This is a genomic window from Caballeronia sp. A2-2, from assembly GCF_057612605.2.
This window is the reverse complement of the sequence record NZ_JBVFIR010000004.1, coordinates 594,286-612,611: the sequence shown is the minus strand read 5'-3', so window position 1 is coordinate 612,611 and position 18,326 is coordinate 594,286. Positions and strand designations below refer to the sequence as shown.

15 protein-coding genes are annotated in these 18,326 nt (G+C 61.1%); 9 read left to right on the top strand and 6 right to left on the bottom strand.

The window, feature by feature from the left end; translation table 11 throughout:
- Positions 1-10 precede the first annotated feature (10 nt).
- The 8 genes from ACZCWR_RS33790 to ACZCWR_RS33755 all read left to right on the top strand — a co-directional run bounded on the left by ACZCWR_RS33790 (position 11) and on the right by ACZCWR_RS33755 (position 10,495).
- A complete protein-coding gene (locus ACZCWR_RS33790; protein WP_487306433.1) occupies positions 11-1,489 on the top strand; it encodes a sugar ABC transporter ATP-binding protein in 1,479 nt (492 codons plus the stop codon).
- Complete coding sequence (locus ACZCWR_RS33785; protein ID WP_487306432.1) at positions 1,486-2,421, top strand: ABC transporter permease; 936 nt, start codon at positions 1,486-1,488, stop codon at positions 2,419-2,421. The genes ACZCWR_RS33790 and ACZCWR_RS33785 overlap by 4 nt, the downstream gene beginning before the upstream one ends.
- Complete coding sequence (locus ACZCWR_RS33780; protein ID WP_487306431.1) at positions 2,418-3,404, top strand: ABC transporter permease; 987 nt, start codon at positions 2,418-2,420, stop codon at positions 3,402-3,404. Before ACZCWR_RS33785 ends, ACZCWR_RS33780 begins: the two co-directional genes overlap by 4 nt.
- A 20-nt stretch (positions 3,405-3,424) precedes the next feature.
- A complete protein-coding gene (locus ACZCWR_RS33775) occupies positions 3,425-4,333 on the top strand; it encodes an SMP-30/gluconolactonase/LRE family protein (protein WP_487306430.1) in 909 nt (302 codons plus the stop codon).
- Positions 4,334-4,343: 10 nt separating this feature from the next.
- A complete protein-coding gene (locus tag ACZCWR_RS33770) occupies positions 4,344-5,366 on the top strand; it encodes a substrate-binding domain-containing protein (RefSeq protein ID WP_487306429.1) in 1,023 nt (340 codons plus the stop codon).
- A 245-nt stretch (positions 5,367-5,611) separates the two neighbouring features.
- On the top strand, positions 5,612-5,866 hold the full coding sequence (locus ACZCWR_RS33765; RefSeq protein WP_487306428.1) for a PAAR domain-containing protein: 255 nt from the start codon (positions 5,612-5,614) through the stop codon (positions 5,864-5,866).
- A complete protein-coding gene (locus ACZCWR_RS33760; RefSeq protein ID WP_487306427.1) occupies positions 5,863-9,864 on the top strand; it encodes a type VI secretion system Vgr family protein in 4,002 nt (1,333 codons plus the stop codon). Before ACZCWR_RS33765 ends, ACZCWR_RS33760 begins: the two co-directional genes overlap by 4 nt.
- Positions 9,865-9,901: 37 nt before the next feature.
- Positions 9,902-10,495 carry a hypothetical protein gene (locus tag ACZCWR_RS33755; RefSeq protein ID WP_487306426.1) on the top strand — a complete coding sequence of 198 codons (594 nt, stop codon included), beginning with the start codon at positions 9,902-9,904 and terminating at the stop codon, positions 10,493-10,495.
- Between the two features lie 74 nt (positions 10,496-10,569).
- Here the strand turns inward: ACZCWR_RS33755 and ACZCWR_RS33750 are convergent, their stop codons facing one another.
- Genes ACZCWR_RS33750 through ACZCWR_RS33740 form a run of 3 tightly spaced genes read right to left on the bottom strand, consistent with a single transcriptional unit; the run spans position 10,570 to position 14,720 of the window.
- Positions 10,570-12,021, bottom strand: a complete 1,452-nt coding sequence (locus ACZCWR_RS33750; RefSeq protein WP_487306425.1) for an efflux transporter outer membrane subunit — start codon at positions 12,019-12,021, stop codon at positions 10,570-10,572.
- 4 nt (positions 12,022-12,025) lie between these two features.
- Positions 12,026-13,600, bottom strand: a complete 1,575-nt coding sequence (locus tag ACZCWR_RS33745; RefSeq protein WP_487306424.1) for an MDR family MFS transporter — start codon at positions 13,598-13,600, stop codon at positions 12,026-12,028.
- Positions 13,593-14,720 (bottom strand): HlyD family secretion protein, encoded by a 1,128-nt coding sequence (locus ACZCWR_RS33740; RefSeq protein WP_487306423.1) that lies wholly within the window; start codon positions 14,718-14,720, stop codon positions 13,593-13,595. Before ACZCWR_RS33740 ends, ACZCWR_RS33745 begins: the two co-directional genes overlap by 8 nt.
- 138 nt (positions 14,721-14,858) lie before the next feature.
- On the opposite strand from ACZCWR_RS33740, the gene ACZCWR_RS33735 reads away from it, so the two are divergent.
- Positions 14,859-15,524, top strand: a complete 666-nt coding sequence (locus ACZCWR_RS33735) for a TetR/AcrR family transcriptional regulator (RefSeq protein WP_487306422.1) — start codon at positions 14,859-14,861, stop codon at positions 15,522-15,524.
- A gap of 901 nt (positions 15,525-16,425) precedes the next feature.
- Here ACZCWR_RS33735 and ACZCWR_RS33730 read toward each other — a convergent pair.
- From ACZCWR_RS33730 to ACZCWR_RS33720, 3 genes are all read right to left on the bottom strand, one after another.
- Entirely contained in the window at positions 16,426-16,815 is a 390-nt protein-coding gene (locus tag ACZCWR_RS33730; protein ID WP_487306421.1) for an RcnB family protein, read from the bottom strand.
- 191 nt (positions 16,816-17,006) lie between these two features.
- The gene (locus ACZCWR_RS33725; RefSeq protein WP_487306420.1) at positions 17,007-17,633 is read right to left on the bottom strand and encodes a superoxide dismutase; all 627 of its coding nucleotides are present in this window, start codon (positions 17,631-17,633) and stop codon (positions 17,007-17,009) included.
- Positions 17,634-17,677: 44 nt separating this feature from the next.
- Entirely contained in the window at positions 17,678-18,172 is a 495-nt protein-coding gene (locus tag ACZCWR_RS33720) for a DUF2753 family protein (RefSeq protein ID WP_487306419.1), read from the bottom strand.
- Positions 18,173-18,326: the final 154 nt, after the last annotated feature.

Genomic DNA, 18,326 nt, shown 5'->3' with positions numbered 1-18,326 from the left:
GGAGAGGTGAATGAGCACAAACGATGGAGATGAAGGCGGCGCGCTGATCCGTTTCGAAGGCATCGGCAAGAGCTTCGGGCGCGTGCGTGCGTTGTCCGACGTGAGCTTTGCCTTCAGGGCGGGCGAGTGCGTGGGCATCGCGGGACACAACGGCGCGGGCAAGTCCACGCTGATGGCGGTGCTCGCGGGCGTGTATCCGCCGACGCAGGGCGGCATCGAAGTGGATGGACAACACGCGCCGCATTACGATGCCAACGCCGCGCGCGAAGCCGGTGTGCGCTGCGTGTTTCAGGAGCTTTCGCTGTGCGCGAACCTGACGGTGGCGGAGAACATGTGCATCGTGCATCCGCAATTGAAGGGACGCGGATGGCGGCGCCGTGCGACTGCGTTGATGCGCGAGAAGCTCGAAGCCATCTTTCCGGGCAACGGTTTGAAGGGCAACGAACTCGTGCGCGATCTCACGCTCACGCAGCAACAGATGGTGGAAATCGCGCGCGGTTTCACGGTGACGGACACGCCCGTGCGTCTCGTGATTCTCGATGAACCCACGTCCTCGCTCGATGCCCACACCGCCGATCAGTTGCTCGCGTTCGTGCGGCACGCGGCGGAAAGCGGCATCACGTGTGTGCTCATCACGCACATGCTCGGCGAAATCGAGCGCGTGGCGGATCGCGTGGCGGTGATGCGCGATGGCGGCATCGTCGGCGTGTTGTCGCGTGAACAGTCGAGCCGCGAAGCGATCATTCAGGCGATGGGTCAACATCTCGAAGCGGACCGAACGCCGGGCGCGGCGCGTTTGAAAGCAGAACGCAGCGACGAACGGCATTTCCACTGGCAGGCAGGCGCTAAAAAGCAAACCGCTATCGATGCAGTGCGCGGCGAAGTAGTCGGCTTCGCGGGCCTCGCGGGACAAGGGCAAACGGAAGCATTGCTAAGTATTTACGAAGCCGCGACAGGCCACGGACAAGGCCGCGCGAAAGTGGCCTTCGTCGCGGGCGACCGTGCGCGCGATGGCGTGTTTCCGGTATGGTCCATCGCGCAGAATCTGGATTTACGCTGGCTGTTCGGCGGCGCGAAAGCAGGGCGCGGTCTCGTCGATTTCGCGGCAGCGCGTGAAGTGGTCGAAGCATGGCGCACGAAGATCGGCATACGCGGGGCATCCATGAATGCAGGCATTTTGTCGCTCTCGGGCGGCAATCAGCAGAAGGTATTGTTCGCGCGGGCGCTGGCATCGAATGCGGATTTAATCCTCATGGACGATCCCACGCGCGGCGTCGATGTCGGCACCAAGCGCGACATCTATCAACTCGTTCACGACGAAGCCGCGAAGGGCCGCACGTTCATCTGGTACACGACAGAAAACGAAGAACTGTCTCACTGCGACCGCACGTATGTGTTCCGCGCGGGCGCGGTAACGCGTGTATTGCGTGCCGACGAATGCACGGAAGACGCGCTGCTCGCAGCCAGTTTCGAGGAGCAGGCCGCATGAGTCTGGCGATCACACAAGCGCGCCTGCGCGCGATGCTTCCGGCCATTTCGCTCGTCGCGGTGCTCGTGCCGATCCTCGTCATGCAGCCTGCGGTGATGAGCTATTTCGGTTCGAGCCTGCTGCTCAATCTCGCGGTGCCCATCGTGCTCGCGACGCTTGCGCAACTCGCGATCATCACCGTCAACGATCTCGATCTGTCCATCGGGCCGTTCGTGAGTCTCGTTGCGTGCATCGGCGCGACGCTGCTGGTTAAGACGCCGTGGCTCGGCGTGCTCGCGCTCGTCGGCTGCGTGCTCGCGTATGCGGCGGTCGGCGCGTTGATCGAAATGCGGCAGATACCGTCGATTGTCGTCACGCTCGGGCTTTCGTTCGTATGGAGCGGATTGGCCATCGTGCTGCTGCCTTCGCCGGGCGGCGCAAGTCCCGCGTGGCTCGGCACCGCGATGAACTATCAGACGCCGTTGATCGCCGCGCCTATCGTGTGGTCCGTGCTGATCGCGATCATCGGGCATGTGCTGTTGATGCGCTCGTCGGCGGGCGTGCGCATACGCGGGGCGGGCGGCAATCCGCGCGCGATGCGCCGCTTCGGCTGGTCGCTCACGCGCAGCAAGGCGACGCTGTATGGCATAGCGGGCATCTTCGGCGTGCTGTCGGGTCTTTCGCTGCTTGGCCTCACTACGTCCGCCGATGCGAACCTCGCGCTGCGCTATACCTTGCTTTCGATCGCAGCGGTGATCCTCGGCGGCGGCGAGTTCATCGGCGGACGTGTGTCGGTGGTGGGCGCGGTGCTCGGCGCGATCACGCTGACGCTCGCGGCATCATTCCTCGCATTCCTGAATATCTCGGCGGACTGGCAGGTCGGCATGCAGGGCGCGATTCTGATCGTCGTGTTGTCGTTGCGCGTGCTGTTGCAGCGTGGAGAGCGCCAATGAGCCCGCAAACGCAGAGCGAAACCATCGCGGAAGAAAGCGGCGCGCGCGCACGCTTCCGAAGTATTCAGGCGCCGTGGGCGTGGTCCTTCGTCGGGGCGGTGCTCGTGTGGTTCGTCATCGTCGCTATCTTTGGCGTGGGCATTGCGAGCAATGTCGCGCAAACCGCGCTGACGTATGGCGTTTTCATGGTGCTCGTCGGTCTCGGGCAGATGCTCGTCATCACCTCGGGCGTGGGCAATATCGATCTGTCGGTGCCGTCCGCCATCGCGCTTGCCGGTGTCGTCGGCATGCATGTGATGCATGGCGCGAACGGCGATATCGCGCTCGGCATCGCGGCGGTGCTGGGCGTGGGCGCGGCAATCGGGTTCGCGAATTATGCGTTGATTCGCCTGCTGCGCATTCCGCCGATCATCGCGACGTTGTCGTCGAGCTTCATCATTCAGTCGATTGCGATCACGCAAGGGCGGCAGTTGCCGCCACCGCCGCCCGCGCTCGGTGCGTTTGCAACGGGGCGTTTGTTCAACATTCCTTATATCGCTTTGGTAGCGCTTGTTTTGTCGATTGCGCTTTCGGTGCTGCTGCATCGCGCGGTGTATGGACGCAAGCTGTCCGCCATCGGACAGAACTCGCGCGCGGCGTGGCTGGCGGGTGTGAATGTGCATCGCACGCGCTGTCTGGCTTATGTGCTTTCGTCGATGATCGCGGCCATTACCGCGCTGCTGCTGTCGGCGGTGTCGGGCGGTGCATCGCTCGACATGGGCGTGGAATACATGTTGATTTCGATTGCGGTCGTGGTGATCGGCGGCACGCTCGTGACCGGTGGCAAGCCGACCATTACCGGCGTGTGGGGCGCGTCGATGTTCCTGTTTCTCACCAATGCCGTGCTGAATGCCGTGGGCGCGGATGCGGGCGTGCGCTCCATTGTGTATGGCGTGTTGATCATCGCGGTCACGGTGGCTGCGGGCGGCAAAGTGCTGCGCTAAATCAAAAGGACAAGGAGACGATGAAACCGAGCGATTTCGAAGTTCACGACGCGCGTTTCAGGCTGATGTTGCAGCCCAACGCGTTCCTCACGAAGCTGACCGGCGACTGCTTGTGGGCCGAAGGACCGGTGTATTTTCCCGCAGCCGACATGCTTATCTGGAGCGATATCCCCAATAACCGCATGATGCGCTGGGCGCCGGGAATGGGCGTGGGCGTGTATCGCGCGCCGTCGAACTACAGCAACGGCAATACGCGCGATGCGCAAGGCCGGCTCGTGAGTTGCGAACACGGCGCACGCCGAGTCACGCGCACCGAGCACGATGGCAGCGTGACCGTGCTGGCTTCGCATTACGAGGGCAAGCGGCTCAATTCGCCGAACGACGTGATCGTGGATTCGCGTGGCGATTTCTGGTTCACCGACCCCGACTACGGCATCATCAGCGATTACGAGGGATATCGTTCGGATAGCGAAATAGGGCGATGCAACGTGTATCGCGTGAGTCCCGCCGATGGTCACGTGCGTATCGTCTGCGATGACTTCGTGAAGCCCAATGGTCTTGCGTTTTCGCCGGATGAATCGAAACTGTATGTGGCGGACTCGGGTGCATCGCACAGTGAAGATGCGCCGCGTCACATTCGCGTGTTCGATGTCGCGAAAGACGGCGCGTTGAGCGGCGGCCGCGTGTTCATCTCGATGCAAACGGGCGTGCCGGACGGCATGCGCCTCGACGAGCAAGGCAACGTGTGGACCAGCGCCGATGACGGCGTGCATTGCTACGCGCCCGATGGAACCTTGCTCGGCAAGATACTGATTCCGGAAGTCGTCGCCAATCTCACGTTTGGCGGCATCGATCGCAACCGGTTGTTCATTGCGGCGACGACTTCGATCTATTCGCTTTATGTCGGCATAAGAGGCGCAGCGCGCTAAGGAGACGCAGATGCACAAGATCACTCGAATCGCATTGGGCGCGGTGGTGACCGCGTTGTCGGCATCGGCCATGGCGCAGGTCGCGACCGGCGATACATCGTCGCTCAAGATCGCGCTGTCGAACAACTACGCGGGCAATAGCTGGCGTCAGCAGATGCTCAAGAGCTGGTCCAATGTCGCCGATCCGGCGGTCAAGCAGAAGGTCGTCGCGGCCGCGCCCACCTTCACGACGGCCGAGAGCCAGGCCACCGAACAAGTTCAGCAGATACAAAACCTCATCCTGCAAGGCTTCAAAGCGATTGCCGTCGATGCGGTGTCGCCGACTGCGCTCAATGGCGTCATCAAGCAGGCGTGCGCGGCGGGCGTGACGGTCGTGTCGTTCGATGGCATTGCGACGGAGCCGTGTGCGTATCGCATCGCCGTGGATTTTCAGGGCATGGGACGCATGCAGGTCGATTATCTTGCGAAGCGGTTGAACGGCAAGGGCAACTTGCTGGAAATTCGCGGGCTGGCGGGTGTGTCCGTGGATGACGAGATTCATCAGGGTATCGTCGATGAACTGAAGAAGTATCCGAACATGAAGATCGTCGGTTCGGTGCACGGCGACTGGACGCAGACGGTGGCGCAGAAACAGGTGGCGGGTATTCTGCCGACGCTGCCGCAGATCGATGGCGTGGTCACGCAGGGCGGCGATGGGTTCGGTGCCGCGCAGGCGATCAAGGCCGCGGGAAGGCCGACGCCGATCATCATTCTCGGCAATCGTCAGGAGGAGTTGGCCTGGTGGGCGGATCAGAAGAAGACCGGCTATGAAACCATGTCCGTGACCATTCCGCCGGGGGCTTCTACGTTTGCGTTCTGGGTGACGCAGCAGGTGTTGGCGGGGAAGAAGCTGCCGCATGATATTCGGATGCCGGTGCTTGAAGTCAAGCCGGAGGAGTTGGATGCGGTGCTGGCGAAGACGCCGGCGGGGGCGCTGGCGAATAAGGAGTATACGAAGGAGGAGGTGGTGGCGGTGGTGGATGGGAAGAAGTGAGTCAAAGCGGTGCTTTGAAAGCGCCGCCCGTAGTCGGGTCCGTTGCTGCTGCAACGGACCAGCAAAAGGTATTACTCGCCACATTAGTCCACAGTCTCTCTCATTTTTTATTGCCTAAAGTCAACGAATATTTATGACGAACGGCAACTTCTGCGCCCTGTAAATTCCGCCTTTCGAACACGCGTGTCGATGCCATAGCTCATTCGCTGGCAGGGGCGACGCGCGTCAGAAATCAAAGGAAGGCGATGAGAGATACTCTTACCGGGCGCGACGTGGCGCGTCTGGGCGACAAGACCGATCACGGCGGCGCGGTCATTCAGGCGGCGCAAGACCTCAGGCATAAGGGCATCGAAGTCGCACTCGACGGACACCTGAGCGAGTGTCCGAAGTGCGGCGGCACGTATCCCATCATCGCGAGCGGCACACGCACCCATCGTGGCATCAAGGTCGCGTTCATCGGCGATCGGACCGCGTGCGGCGCGACGATCATCGGAGCATGAACGCGATGGCGTGGAACGATCGAACCCGTACCATCACGTTCAGCGGTGAGTCGCTGCCCGAAATCGTAGGTCGTGGGCCGGGTCGCCGGGAATGGCGCGAATCGATGCTCATCACGCGCAGCGTCCGCGGACGCGAGGCGCTCGGCGAGTTGTACGAATACACCGTGCTTGCCGAGGTGGGACAACCCGACTTTCTGCGCCTCCCGGCCGATGCCGCACAGATCGATCTTGAGAAGATCGTCGGCAGCGCGGGGACGGTGGCCATCCAGCTTCCAGGAATCGGCACGTTGCGCGCAGGCCAGAAGGGAGAAACGGGCCGCGCAAACATCGGCGCGAACACGCGCTACCTCAGCGGCCATATCGCCTCGGCCCGCATCCTGTGCGTGGAGGATCGCGCGGCGGTCTATGAGTTCGTGCTGCGCCCATCCATGTGGTGGGCCACGCTCAATCGCGACTCACGCATCTTCAGGAATAAGTCGATCCTCGATGTGCTTTCCACGCTGCTGGGCAGGTACGGCACGATCGACTGGCGCATCGCCGGACCATGGAGTGGGCAGCCGCGCTATCCGAAACGCGATCTGATTCGTCAGGCGTGGGAGTCCGACTGGAATCTGGCCATGCGCCTGATGGAAGAATGGGGGCTGTTCTTCTGGTTCGAGCATGTGAAGGACGCCCATAGCATCGTGATCTCCGACACGCTCAGCGGCTTTCACGGTCACGGCATGGCCTACGAGACGCTGCGCTATCACGCGGGCGGGCGCATCGACGAGGAATACATCAGCGAGTTGTCGGTCACCTGCACCACGACAGCGGGCGCGGTCACGGTCAACGATCACGACTACATGCAGCCGCGCCTGAGAGAGAGCAACGCGCCGCTGCGCGAGCGATACGAGGACGAACGAGGCACGGCGCGCTCACGCATTGAAGTCTACGCACCCGCCGAGTTTGCCCAGCCCGAGACTGTCAACGGGGCAGCCTCGACGCACGACTGGCGAGACGAAGCCCGGCATCTGGCGCGCGTGAAGCTTGAGGCGCTGCGTTGCGCGGGACTGCGCGCGCAGGGCAAGGGCGCGTTGCGCGGACTTCAGCCCGGCCGCACTTTCAAACTGACGAACTATCCGCAGACGAAGGCCAACCGGGAGTACATCGTGCTCGGGTGCGATCTCGACATCACCGAAGCCGCGACATCCTCGGATGCATCGCGCCATTATTCGGTGAGCAGCGCGTTTGAGCTGCAGCCGATCGATGAGTTCTACCGGCTGCCTCAGGTGACACCCCGGCCGCACGTGGATGACGAGTACGCCGTGATCGTCACGCCGGTGCATCAGGAGCGCGAGCACTTCGAACAGTGGACCGACGACAAGGCGCGCGTCCTGATTCAATACGATTGGGATCGAGCCTCCCGCTACGACGGCGAGACATCGATCTGGGTGCGCATGGCCACGCAATGGCAAGGTAGCCAGATGGGAATGGTCACGCCGGGCCGCGCGGGACAGATGGTGATCGTCTCGCACGTTCACGGTGACCCCGATCGTCCCTACGTCTCCGGCTTCGTGGTGGACGCATTCAATCTGCCGCCGTGGGAGTTGCCGCGCAACAGCGCCTTGAGCGGATGGCGCAGTCAGGGCCTTGAAGGAAGTCTCGCCTCGAACCATCTCGCGCTGGACGACACGCACGGCCGGATGCAGGCGCAGTTGGCCAGCGACCATGCGAAGTCGAGCCTGAGCCTGGGGTTCAATACGCGTATCGACGGGAACAAGGGGCGACAGGACGCGCGCGGCGCGGGCTTCGAGTTGCGCACGGACGGCCACGGTGTCGCGCGTGCGGCCAAGGGGATGCTCGTGACGACCGAGGCACGCGAGAACGCGCGAGGTCATGCCACGGACATGGGCGAAACGCTCGCTCGGCTCACGCAGGCGAGCGACATTCACGAAAGCGTGGCCGAACTGGCGCAACGGCACGGCGCGCAGAGCGGAGGCGATCAGGCGGAGGTGGCCCGCTCGATCAAGCACGCCACCGACGCGGTACGCGGGGCGGGCGAAAGCGGCGCCGAATACACGGCGCCCCATCTCACGCTCGCGAGTCCTGCGGGCATCCAGACCACCACGGCCGGCAGCACGCACTTAGCAAGCGACGAAGATATGGCGCTCACCGCCGGGCGCAACGTGAGCTTTGCTGCCGCGCGTTCGCTGTTGGCGAGCGTGATCGAATCGGTATCGTTGTTTGCGCACAAGGCTGGAATCAGGCTCACGGCCGCGGCGGGCAAGATTCGTATCGAAGCGCAGAGCGAGGCGGTGCAGATCATCGCCCGGCGCAATGCAGAGATTGTCAGCGCGGATGGGTGGATCAATCTCACGGGCGCCAAGGGAATCCGGCTGAACGGCGGAGGGAGTGTGATCGAGATCGGCGCGCAAGGGATCACAGGCCTGACCAACGGGGCGTTTCTCGTTCACGCGGCGGATCACGCAACCGATGGGCCGCAGGACACGCCGGTGAAAATGCCGTTGACGGATGTCGCGGATGCGAAGGTGGTGGAGCATTTCGTTCTCGTCGAGCACAGCTCGGGCTTCAGACTGCCTGAACAACCGTATCGGATCACGCTAGATGACGGAACGGTTCTGAAGAGCGTGAGCAACTCACTCGGTGAAACGTCGCTTGTGCTCTCGGATGCGGTCCAGTTCGCAACGGTGGCGATTCTTCATGACGATGGCTCGGACAATCCGATCGGGATAAGCCGTGTTGCATTGACGCGAGATGGGGAAGCGATGGCGCCTGCACTATCGACGATGGAAAAGCGCAGCAGCCAAACCTTTGGAACGAAGGAGGCGTTCAAGAATCAGAACGTGCCGACTAGTGAGAACAAGTATGCCAGTCTGGCGAAGTGCAGCCCTAACAACTGGGGCATGCGGTATTCCGTGGCGCATGACAGTCAAACTGGAAAGCTGGCCTATCCGGTCGCAGACGCTTACGCGAACGCCATCCATCTGTGTCTGCTTGAGAAAGTGAAATGGGGTGAGAGTTACTTTGGAAAGAATGAGAGCGAGGCGACGCTTAGGTTGACGTGGCCAATTGACGGTGATTCTGCCAATGAGTTGGCCGACCTAGTCGCCCCAATACTCAAAGCGGCGCTCCAGAGCAAGCTTGGAGATTTCGCGCTCCCGGATGAGGCCTTACCGCTCATCGGGGTCGAATCTTTCCGCGCTTCGAAAAATTACCAGAATATCGCTGAATCGCAGGGGGGCTTCACTGCCTCCCGGTGGGACTTGTTCATCAACACCGACGCGCTGCAAGACATCTTCACGGGGACGATGAAAAATGGCGATGCACATTCACAGCGCCTGAAGCAGATTCGAGAACTTGCGAAGACGCTTTATCACGAGACCCGACACTGTCAGCAGATCTTCTGGATGTACGCTTTCGTACAACAGAATGCGCAAAGCTTCTCCGGTCAACTGGATAACGACAAGCATCCATTGAGAGATCTCCCGTTCATTGCCCAATGGCCAAAGAGAGAACTACTGCAATCAAATCAAGCCATTGCCCAGATTGCTGCGAACACAAAAATCCCAGGTGATACCGCCGCGCTGATCAGCATCAAGCGAATGGCGGTAGCCTACTATCTAAGGATCTTGACGTCGTGGAAGCGAGCTAATTGGCTGAGCAATTTCATCCCCGATAACAACACAGCGATCGAAGAGATTTCGAACGCAAGAGCTTTCGCACTTGATCTTTTGAAGAACACAGGCCTCGGAGGGACAGCAATTGATATTGATGACATGGCAGCTGATTACCCGACGAAAGATGTCGATTATGCGGGACGGCCTTGGGAAGATGATGCATTTTTCACGGAAGAAGTCGCGGGCTGCTATTGGGATGCTTACGTCGATCGCGGTGCCCTTGTTCTGCCTGAGCCCGACGTTTGCAGCCCAAAATTCAACAGCGATAGCCGGACCGCTTATTTTCTCGCCCATGCAAATGACGGACAGCCACGGCAGTAGCACGACAAATGGGGGAGGCGGAAGGGCGACGTCCAAGTTGGCTTCCGCAGAGCAGCAAGCCGTGATAGCTCAATGGCTCAAGGTTGGGGTCGATTGGGCACGCCAACGCATGCAGTTCGAAGAAGTGAACCGGATTGTTGGCAAGCCAAAGGTCGAGAAAACCATGGGTGGAATTCTATACAGAAGATACTATCCGGACTTCGGTGCAGTCTACCTTGAGGCAGACGCAAGATCAGGCACTCCGAAATCATTCACGCTCAAAGCTTTTTCAGTCGATACTTGCATTCGAAAAGAAAGCTTTGAACAGGCGCTGGGACTCCATCGTACCGTTGAAGGAGAACTCATTAATGAAAATAGAGTGGAGCAGCGACACTTTTTTTATCCGAATGTAATCAGCCCCGATCTCAATCCAGACGTCGTCACTTTCGACTATCGGCTCCCGTTACCACCAGAGTCTAAATTTGACGTATATGTCGACGTCGACTATCTGGGGCATAACGAAAACGATGGTCCGGGGTTCGACAGCTTAAGGAACCCAACCAACCTGAGGCAATTCACTGTGAAGCGAATCCCCTTAAGCCCTTCGGAACTCGATCAAGGCAATCAGTCCAGGCGCCAAGATCACGACTAACCATTTCGCCGACTCATCCCACGCGATGCGATTTCAAGGGCGCCAACACAAAGATGGCGCCCCAGTCCGCGCCATCAACCCCACCCCAACCCCAAACTCTTCTGCAACCCCACAAAATCCTTCAACAACTCCGCCCGCGCCGCCACCACATCCTGCTGCGCGGCGAACTGCGTCCTTTGCGCATCGAGCAAATCGATCAACGACGCCACCCCCGCCGCATACCGTTGCCGCACGAGCACCGCCGAGCGATCCGCCGACGCACTCACCTGCTCAAGTTGCACCACATGCTCCCGCTGATACCCATACCGCGAGAGCGCCGAATTCGCATCCTTCAACGCACCGAGCACCGTCTTCTCATACCGCGCCTCGGCCTCATCCCGTGACGCGCGCGCCGCATCCACGCTCGCCGCCGTGCGCCCGAAATCCAGCACGTTCCACTGCAAATAAGGCACCGTCAGCCACGAGAAATTCTCCTTGCGAACCAAATGCCCCGGATCGCTCGCAGAAAACCCGAGGTCGCCCAGCAAGGACACCTTCGGAAAATAATCCGCAATATGCTGCCCGATCTGCGCATTGCTCGATGCAAGACGACGCTCCGCCGCGCGAATATCCGGCCGTTGCTGCAACATGCCCGACGGATCGCTGACCGGCACCGACACCGGCAACGCCGGCAGCGGCGCATGCGCGGCCAAATCCGCATCGAGCGCGCCGGGCGCGCGGCCCGTGAGCACAGCCAACTGATCGAGGGAATCAGTGATCTGTTCCTGCAAGGGCACAAGGCGCGCACGCGTGGTATCGACCTGCGTGGTGAGCCGCTCGACATCGACATCGGCGGCGGTGCCGCGCGCGCGTCGCTGCTGGGTGAGCGTGAGCATCTGCTGCTGATAGTCGGCGGTGCGCTGCGCGAGCGCGAAACGCTCCTGCTGATCGCGCAAGTCGATATACGCCGATGCCACTTCCGCCGCGAGCGACACTTGCGTATCGGCGAGGTCGGCATGCACGGCATCGGCTTCGTCGGATGCAGCCTCGATCGCGCGGCGCGTGCCGCCGAACAAATCGATTTCCCACGATGCATCGAAACCCGCGGTATAAAAATCGATCGGTCCGCGACCGGTGGAACCGCCGCTGTTCTGATCGGAGAACAAGGACGTATCCGGCGAACGCATGCGCAACGCCGCCGCCGATGCCGACGCCTTCGGCAACTCGTTCGCCCGCTGTCCGCGCAACTGCGAACGCGCTTCACGCAAACGCGCCTGCGCGATCTTCACATCCGGGTTATGCGCGAGCGCGGCATCGACGAGGGCGTTCAATTGCGGATCGTTGAGCGCGAGCCACCATTGCGCGGGCGCGGGTGATGCAATCACGCCCTGCGCGGGCGTGCGCACGAACGCGCCGCTCTTGATCGCGTCCGGCGCGATATCCGGTGCGCCGCGATAATCCGGGCCGACGGTGCACGCAGCCAATACAAGCGCCGCGCTGAACAATCCCGCGCGGCATAGAGCAGAGAAAAACATCGAGTGATTCATGGTGTCAGTGACCGGCGGAAGGGGCATCGCCGGGATGCGCGGAGGGCGTCTTGAGCAACAGCGCGAGCGGCAGGCAGGCCAGCAACGCAATCGCGAGCACGTAAAAGGTTTCGGAATAAGTCATGACGACGGCTTGCTGGCCGATCTGCATCGCCAACTGGCCGAGCGCCTGCATCTTCGCGTGCGCCATGTCGCCGCCCTGCGCGAAGAAGTTCGCCGCGCTCGACGCCATGCGCTCTTGCCCGAGCACGGAATTCGCCGTCACGGATTCGCGAATGGCCGCCGTATGAAAATCGTTGCGCCGGTCGATCACGGTGCCGATGATCGCCAGTCCGACCGAGCCGCCGAGATTGCGCGCCATGTTGTAGAGACCGGCGGCATCGCCGGATTCTTCGCGCGAGACGGCGGCCATCGACGCTTGATTGAGCGGCATCATCGCGAGCATCTGGCCGAAGCCGCGCAGGATTTGCGAGCAGAAGAAATCATGGCCGACGCTTTGCGCCGTCAGCGAAATATCCAGCAAGCAGCTTCCCGCGAAGCACAACAGCCCGGAAATAACGAGCACCCGAAAATCCACCTTGCCAAGCAGGCGCGGCAAAATCGGCATGATGAGAAACGCGGGCACGCCGGAAATCAACATGATCGCGCCGGACTGCTGAGCGTTGTATCCCGCGACGATGCTCAAGAATTGCGGCAGCAAAAACGATACGCAATACAGCCCCGCGCCGACCGCGAACACGATCAGAATCACGCTCGCATAACGCGGATTGCGCAGCAGCGAAAGCCGCACGATAGGCTTCTTCGCCACCATCTGCGACAGCGCGATCAACAGCATGCCGAAGGTCGCGACGCACGTCAGCAAGACGATTTCGCTCGACTCGAACCACTGATTGCGCTGGCCTTCTTCCAGCACGACCGTCAGCGAACTCAGCCCGATTGCGAGCCCTGCAATACCAATCCAGTCAGCCGTGAGAAACGACTCCCAATGCGCCTTCTCCGCGGGCAGGCCGGTAATGAGCAGCGCGACGAGCGTCACGCCCACCGGGATATTCAGATAAAAGCACCACGACCACGAGATATTTTCTGCGAGCCATCCGCCCAGCACCGGTCCAAGCAACGGCCCGAGCAGCACGATCAGCCCGAAGATCGTCATGCCCACCGGCATCTGTTCGCGCGGCAATCGCGTGCGGATGATGGTCTGCGCCGTGGGAATCATCGCGCCGCCGACGAAACCTTGTCCGATGCGGCCCGCGACCATCATCGGCAGAGAGTTCGACAAGCCGCACATGATGGAAAACGCGGTGAACAGCACCGCATTGCCGAGCAGAAAATTGCGCAGCCCGAACACGCGCGTGAGCCACGCGGCGAGCGGAATCATGACGATTTCCGACATGAGATAGCCGGTGGAAATCCACGTGCCTTCCGTGCCTGTCGCGCCGATTTCGCCCTGAATCTGCGGCAGCGCGGAGTTGGTGATGGAGATGTCGAGCGTCGCCATCAACGCGCCGAGCGCGCCCGCCGTGACCGCGATCCAGTCGGTGGCGCTCGCGCGGGCGTGCGCCTGCGAGGCATCAGTCATGATGGTTTTCTTGAGCGATGCGCGCGCTGTCGTCGGTGGCGGATTTCGTATCGACATCCACCGTCACGGACAGGCCGGGCAGCAACACCTTGCGCGTGTTCGGACCGGTTTCGACGCGAATGCGCACCGGCACGCGCTGAACGATCTTGGTGAAGTTGCCGGTCGCGTTTTCCGGCGGCAGCAGCGCGAACTGAGCGCCGGTGCCCGGCGAAAAACTCTCGACGATGCCATGCAGATCCGTGCCCTTGAGCGCATCGACATGCAGCGTCGCGGGTTGGCCCACGCGCATGCGGCCCACCTGCGTTTCCTTGAAATTCGCCGTCAGATAGACGGATTCGACCGGCACGACCGTCATCAGCCGCGTGCCCGGCTGCACATACTGGCCGACGCGCACGGTGCGATCCCCGACGCTCCCGCCCAGCGGACTCACGAGCGCCGTGTCGTGCAGATCGAGCTTTGCCTGTTCGAGTTGCGCTTGCGCGGCTTCCATTTGCGCGTGCGCCTGCGCGATCTGCGCCTGAATCGCGCCCGTCTGCGTTTCGGCGGATTTCGCGGCGGCCAGGTTCGCGGTGAGCGTGGCGCGCGCCTGATCGCGCGTGCTCACGAGGCTCGACAAACGCTCGGCGGTTTCCGCGCCGGTCGCGGCGAGCGGACGATAACGCTGCACATCGTCGTCCGCGTGCTTCAGACTTACGCGCGCCACTTCCGCCTGCGCGCGCGCCTGATCGGCGTTGGCGTGCTGCTGCCGCAGATCGGCCTCGGCGCGTTGAATGTCGGCGGCGCGGGCATCGAGCGTGGCTTTCGCCTGATCGAACGATGCCTGATACTGACGCGAATCGAGCCGAACGAGCGGCGTGCCGGCATCGACCGTTTGATTGTCGCCGACCAGCACTTCGGTGATATAGCCGCTCACTTTCGGCGCGATGGTCACGCTGTCGGCCTTGAGATACGCGTCATCCGTGGTTTCGATGAAGCGGCCCACCGTCCACCAGCGCACGCCCCACGCGATGGCCGCGATCGCCGCGATGATTCCGACGATGACGAGCACACGCATGCGCGAGGACTTGCCCTGTTGCGCTGTGTCCGGATTGCCGCTTTGCGCGGGCGCTGCACCTGCCATGATGACTCCAGTCTCAAAGTAAAAAGCCTGCGGACTATGAATTGACCGCACTCGCCAAACTAGACGATGTCGTCTAGTATGCACGAATCTAGACGGAAGCGTCTAGTTTGACTCTGCCTTTAGCATTTGAGGAACGCAATGAAAAAGCCACGGCCCGGTCAGGACCACGCGGAACCGAAGCCGGAACGCGCGGGCAATGCGCGCTCGCCGTTGCAGGCGCGGGGGCGGGCGCGTATCGAAGCCGTGCTGGATGCCGCGGCGGAACTGATCGTCGAGAAAGGTTTGGAAGGCGTGACCATGCATGGTGTCGCGCGGCGCGCGCAGACGCCCATCGGTTCCATGTATCACTTCTTTCCGGATCGCGATACCTTGCTGCTGGCGCTGTGGGATCGGCACATGGCGGCGACCGGTGAGATCGATGAGGAACTCGGCAAGGTCGAGACGGAGACGTGGCAGGAGTTGTCGGCGGACGCGGTGATCGACCGCATCATGACGCCGTATATCAGCTATCTCGAACGTAATCCGGATTGCCTGATTCTCATGTCGACCATGCCGCATGATGAAGAAAGGGGCAAGCGGAAGTCTGGCACGTTGAGAAAGGTGATCGATGCGCGCATGCCTGGTGTGAAGGCTGCGGATCGTGCGTTGTATGTGGAGATGCTGCGTGCGTTGGCGAGTGGCGCGTTGGCGATCAAGCTGCGGCCTGCGATGGGTGATGTGCAATTGGCGCAGCGGTATTTGCGTGAGGTGCGGAGGGCGTTGGCTGCTTACCTTGCGGTTGTGGAGGCTGCGGAGTTGCGGTAAGAAACGTGGTGGGGGGTTGTTGTTTTGTCGTGCAAAGGGCTGCTGTTGTTTGGGGTTTTTTTGCAGTAGCCGCCTCCCCGGCGGGGGGGTAACTTTCTTTGCTGCTGCAAAGAAAGTCACCAAAGAAAGCAGCTTTTTACACCATGCACGATGGCTGGAGAGGGTTGGTCTGGATTAACGATGCAGTGGCCGCAATAGGATGTCCTTCGTTTGCCAGAGCGCGTTGGCAACCTCGCGATTTCGCGCTCGAATAATCAACGCTTGGTGGATCGCGCTCATTCATTCGGCCATGCGCTACGCGCGCCGAGAACGTAAGAACGGAATCCCGCAGCGTATGAGCGCCCAGCCACATCACGCCACATCGCACCTCTCCCATTGGGCCCTACCTTGGTAAGCACTTCTGGGCAAAGCACGCCCACCCACGCATGTCACCTTTTAGTCGGAGCACTAACCAAGGTAGGACCGAATAGCAATCTTGCGGAGAAGCGTGAGGTGGCTGGGCGCTTATAGACTGCGGGATTCCGTTCTTACGTTCTCGGCGCGCGTAGCGCATGGCCGAAAGAATGACTGCGGACCACTAACACTAAAAAATTCGAGCGCGAAATCGTCAGGTTGCCCACACGCTAAACCAACCGAGGGAAGTCCTATTGCGGCCACTGCATCGTTAATTCAGACCACACTTTCCAGCCAGCGTGCGGAGGGGTAAAAGCTGCTTTCTTTGGTGACTTTCTTTGCAGCAGCAAAGAAAGTTACCCCCCCGCCGGGGAGGCGGCTACTGCAATAAAAACCCAAAAACCAGCAGCCCCTTGCACGACAACAAAAAAACACCAGCCAAAAACCCCAACAAACAGCGAACGCGACACGCCAAATACATACAAACGCGTCGCGCTTCCAAGCCAACTCAGCGCGCCAGCACCATATCCGCAATAATGCCCGTCGCCGCCGCGATCAACAGATAATCGCCGCCAACCTGAACCCAGTCGTAACCACGCGGCGGCTGACGCAGGCCGTGACCATGCCAGTCATCGACGCGGTATTGATGGTCGCGGTAATCATTCGGAATCGGTTGACCCTTGCGCCAGTCCTGATGATGCGGCCCGTTGTCCGCATGCACCGGCGGCGGCGGACGATGATCCGGGCCACCGTGATCCTGGCGCCCATGATCGTCAAAACGCTGCCCGTGATCGTCGTGATAACCGGGACCGCCCGGTGCGGGTTGCGCAAACGTCGCTGCCGCCGACAACCCCATGCTCGCGCACAACAGCGCCGCGATGATTCGACTGGTCTTCATATCCACCTCTTAACGTTGATTGAGCTTCGTCGTTCGCATCTGCGATGCCCGACGAATCGGTGAAGTGGACTTTACGCAAGCGCCGTATTAAATGGCGTGAGGATGTGTAAGTTACGCTTACGAGCATTACGCCGGTAACGCCTGTTAAAAGATGTGCGAACCGTCGGCATGACCGGCCCGCGTTCAACGCATTACTTCTTGCGCGCTTCCTCATAACGCCGCGCGACTTCCTTCCAGTCGATCACGTCGAAGAACGCCGCGATGTACTCCGGCCTGCGGTTCTGATACTTGAGATAGTAGGCGTGTTCCCACACATCCAGCCCGAGAACCGGCGTATTGCCGGTGCCAATGCCCGCCATCAGCGGACTGTCCTGATTGCCGGTGTTCTCGACCGTGAGCTTGCCTTGCTTATCCACGCAAAGCCACGCCCAGCCGCTGCCGAAACGCGTGAGCGCGGCTTTCGTGAAGGCGTCCTTGAAGGCATCGAAGCCGCCGAGATCGGCATCGATGGCGCTTGAGATTGCGCCATCCGGATTGCCGCCACCCTGCGGCGTCATCACCTTCCAGAACAGGCTGTGGTTCGCATGGCCGCCGCCGTTGTTGCGCGCCGCCGTCCGAATTGCTTCGGGTAACGAATCGATATTAGCGATCAGCGTTTCGACCGGCACGTCCGGCTGGCCCTTTCCTTCGAGCGCGGCGTTCAGATTGTTGACATACGTTTGATGATGCTTCGTGTAGTGAATCTCCATCGTGCGCGCATCGATATGCGGTTCGAGCGCGTCGTAGGCATAGTCAAGTTCGGGCAGCGTATAAGGCATCTTGAATCTCCTTTCGATGATGTGAGGACGACGTCGAATCGACGTCAATGGCGCGCCGGACTGGCGCCATGCAGCGCGAGGTCGACGGCTTCGAGCGTGCGCGCGACGAGCGGACTGTGCCCGTGGCGCGCGAGATGACGGATGAGCGCGACATGCGTTTCGCGCGTGTGACGCAAGGCGGCTTGTCGAAGCGACAAAGGACGTTGCGCGTTCAGATGAAGCGCGGCGAGCGTTTCGTGCGCCGCGCAAAGATGATTCGTTGCACTATCGATATCGCCCAGCGCGACGTGCAAGTCGGCGAGATTGTGATGCGAAACCACGAGCGCGGCGAGACAATCGTCCGCGCGGCCGGGCGGCGGTGCATCGAGCAATTGCAGCGCGACGGAAAGCGCCTGCTCATAACCCGCCCGCGCCATCTCGATGCGACGCGCACGCTCATCCGCCACAGCCTGCCGCATGAGCGATTCCCACACAGTAAGGCTCGCGGGCGCGGCGCTAGAAGACGACTTCGAGGCAAGACCGGCAATCGATGGCTGCATGACGAGGCTCCGTTTTCTGAGCCCTTTGCGTCGACGAATGCCTGCGTACTCGGGATGTTTTAATGATAGCGGTTCTCATCTGAGCGTGCAGGAATACCCCTGCTGTACCATGCAGGAAACCGAATCGAACGTGACGAACGTGACATACAGGAGC

Coding starts and splice junctions, on each gene's coding strand:
- ACZCWR_RS33750 (WP_487306425.1), bottom strand. CDS start 12,021: ATGAATCACTCGATGTTTTTCTCTGCTCTATGCCGCGCGGGATTGTTC.
- ACZCWR_RS33725 (WP_487306420.1), bottom strand. CDS start 17,633: ATGCCTTATACGCTGCCCGAACTTGACTATGCCTACGACGCGCTCGAA.
- ACZCWR_RS33780 (WP_487306431.1), top strand. CDS start 2,418: ATGAGCCCGCAAACGCAGAGCGAAACCATCGCGGAAGAAAGCGGCGCG.
- ACZCWR_RS33745 (WP_487306424.1), bottom strand. CDS start 13,600: ATGACTGATGCCTCGCAGGCGCACGCCCGCGCGAGCGCCACCGACTGG.
- ACZCWR_RS33720 (WP_487306419.1), bottom strand. CDS start 18,172: ATGCAGCCATCGATTGCCGGTCTTGCCTCGAAGTCGTCTTCTAGCGCC.
- ACZCWR_RS33785 (WP_487306432.1), top strand. CDS start 1,486: ATGAGTCTGGCGATCACACAAGCGCGCCTGCGCGCGATGCTTCCGGCC.
- ACZCWR_RS33740 (WP_487306423.1), bottom strand. CDS start 14,720: ATGGCAGGTGCAGCGCCCGCGCAAAGCGGCAATCCGGACACAGCGCAA.
- ACZCWR_RS33730 (WP_487306421.1), bottom strand. CDS start 16,815: ATGAAGACCAGTCGAATCATCGCGGCGCTGTTGTGCGCGAGCATGGGG.
- ACZCWR_RS33775 (WP_487306430.1), top strand. CDS start 3,425: ATGAAACCGAGCGATTTCGAAGTTCACGACGCGCGTTTCAGGCTGATG.
- ACZCWR_RS33770 (WP_487306429.1), top strand. CDS start 4,344: ATGCACAAGATCACTCGAATCGCATTGGGCGCGGTGGTGACCGCGTTG.
- ACZCWR_RS33735 (WP_487306422.1), top strand. CDS start 14,859: ATGAAAAAGCCACGGCCCGGTCAGGACCACGCGGAACCGAAGCCGGAA.
- ACZCWR_RS33790 (WP_487306433.1), top strand. CDS start 11: ATGAGCACAAACGATGGAGATGAAGGCGGCGCGCTGATCCGTTTCGAA.
- ACZCWR_RS33760 (WP_487306427.1), top strand. CDS start 5,863: ATGAACGCGATGGCGTGGAACGATCGAACCCGTACCATCACGTTCAGC.
- ACZCWR_RS33765 (WP_487306428.1), top strand. CDS start 5,612: ATGAGAGATACTCTTACCGGGCGCGACGTGGCGCGTCTGGGCGACAAG.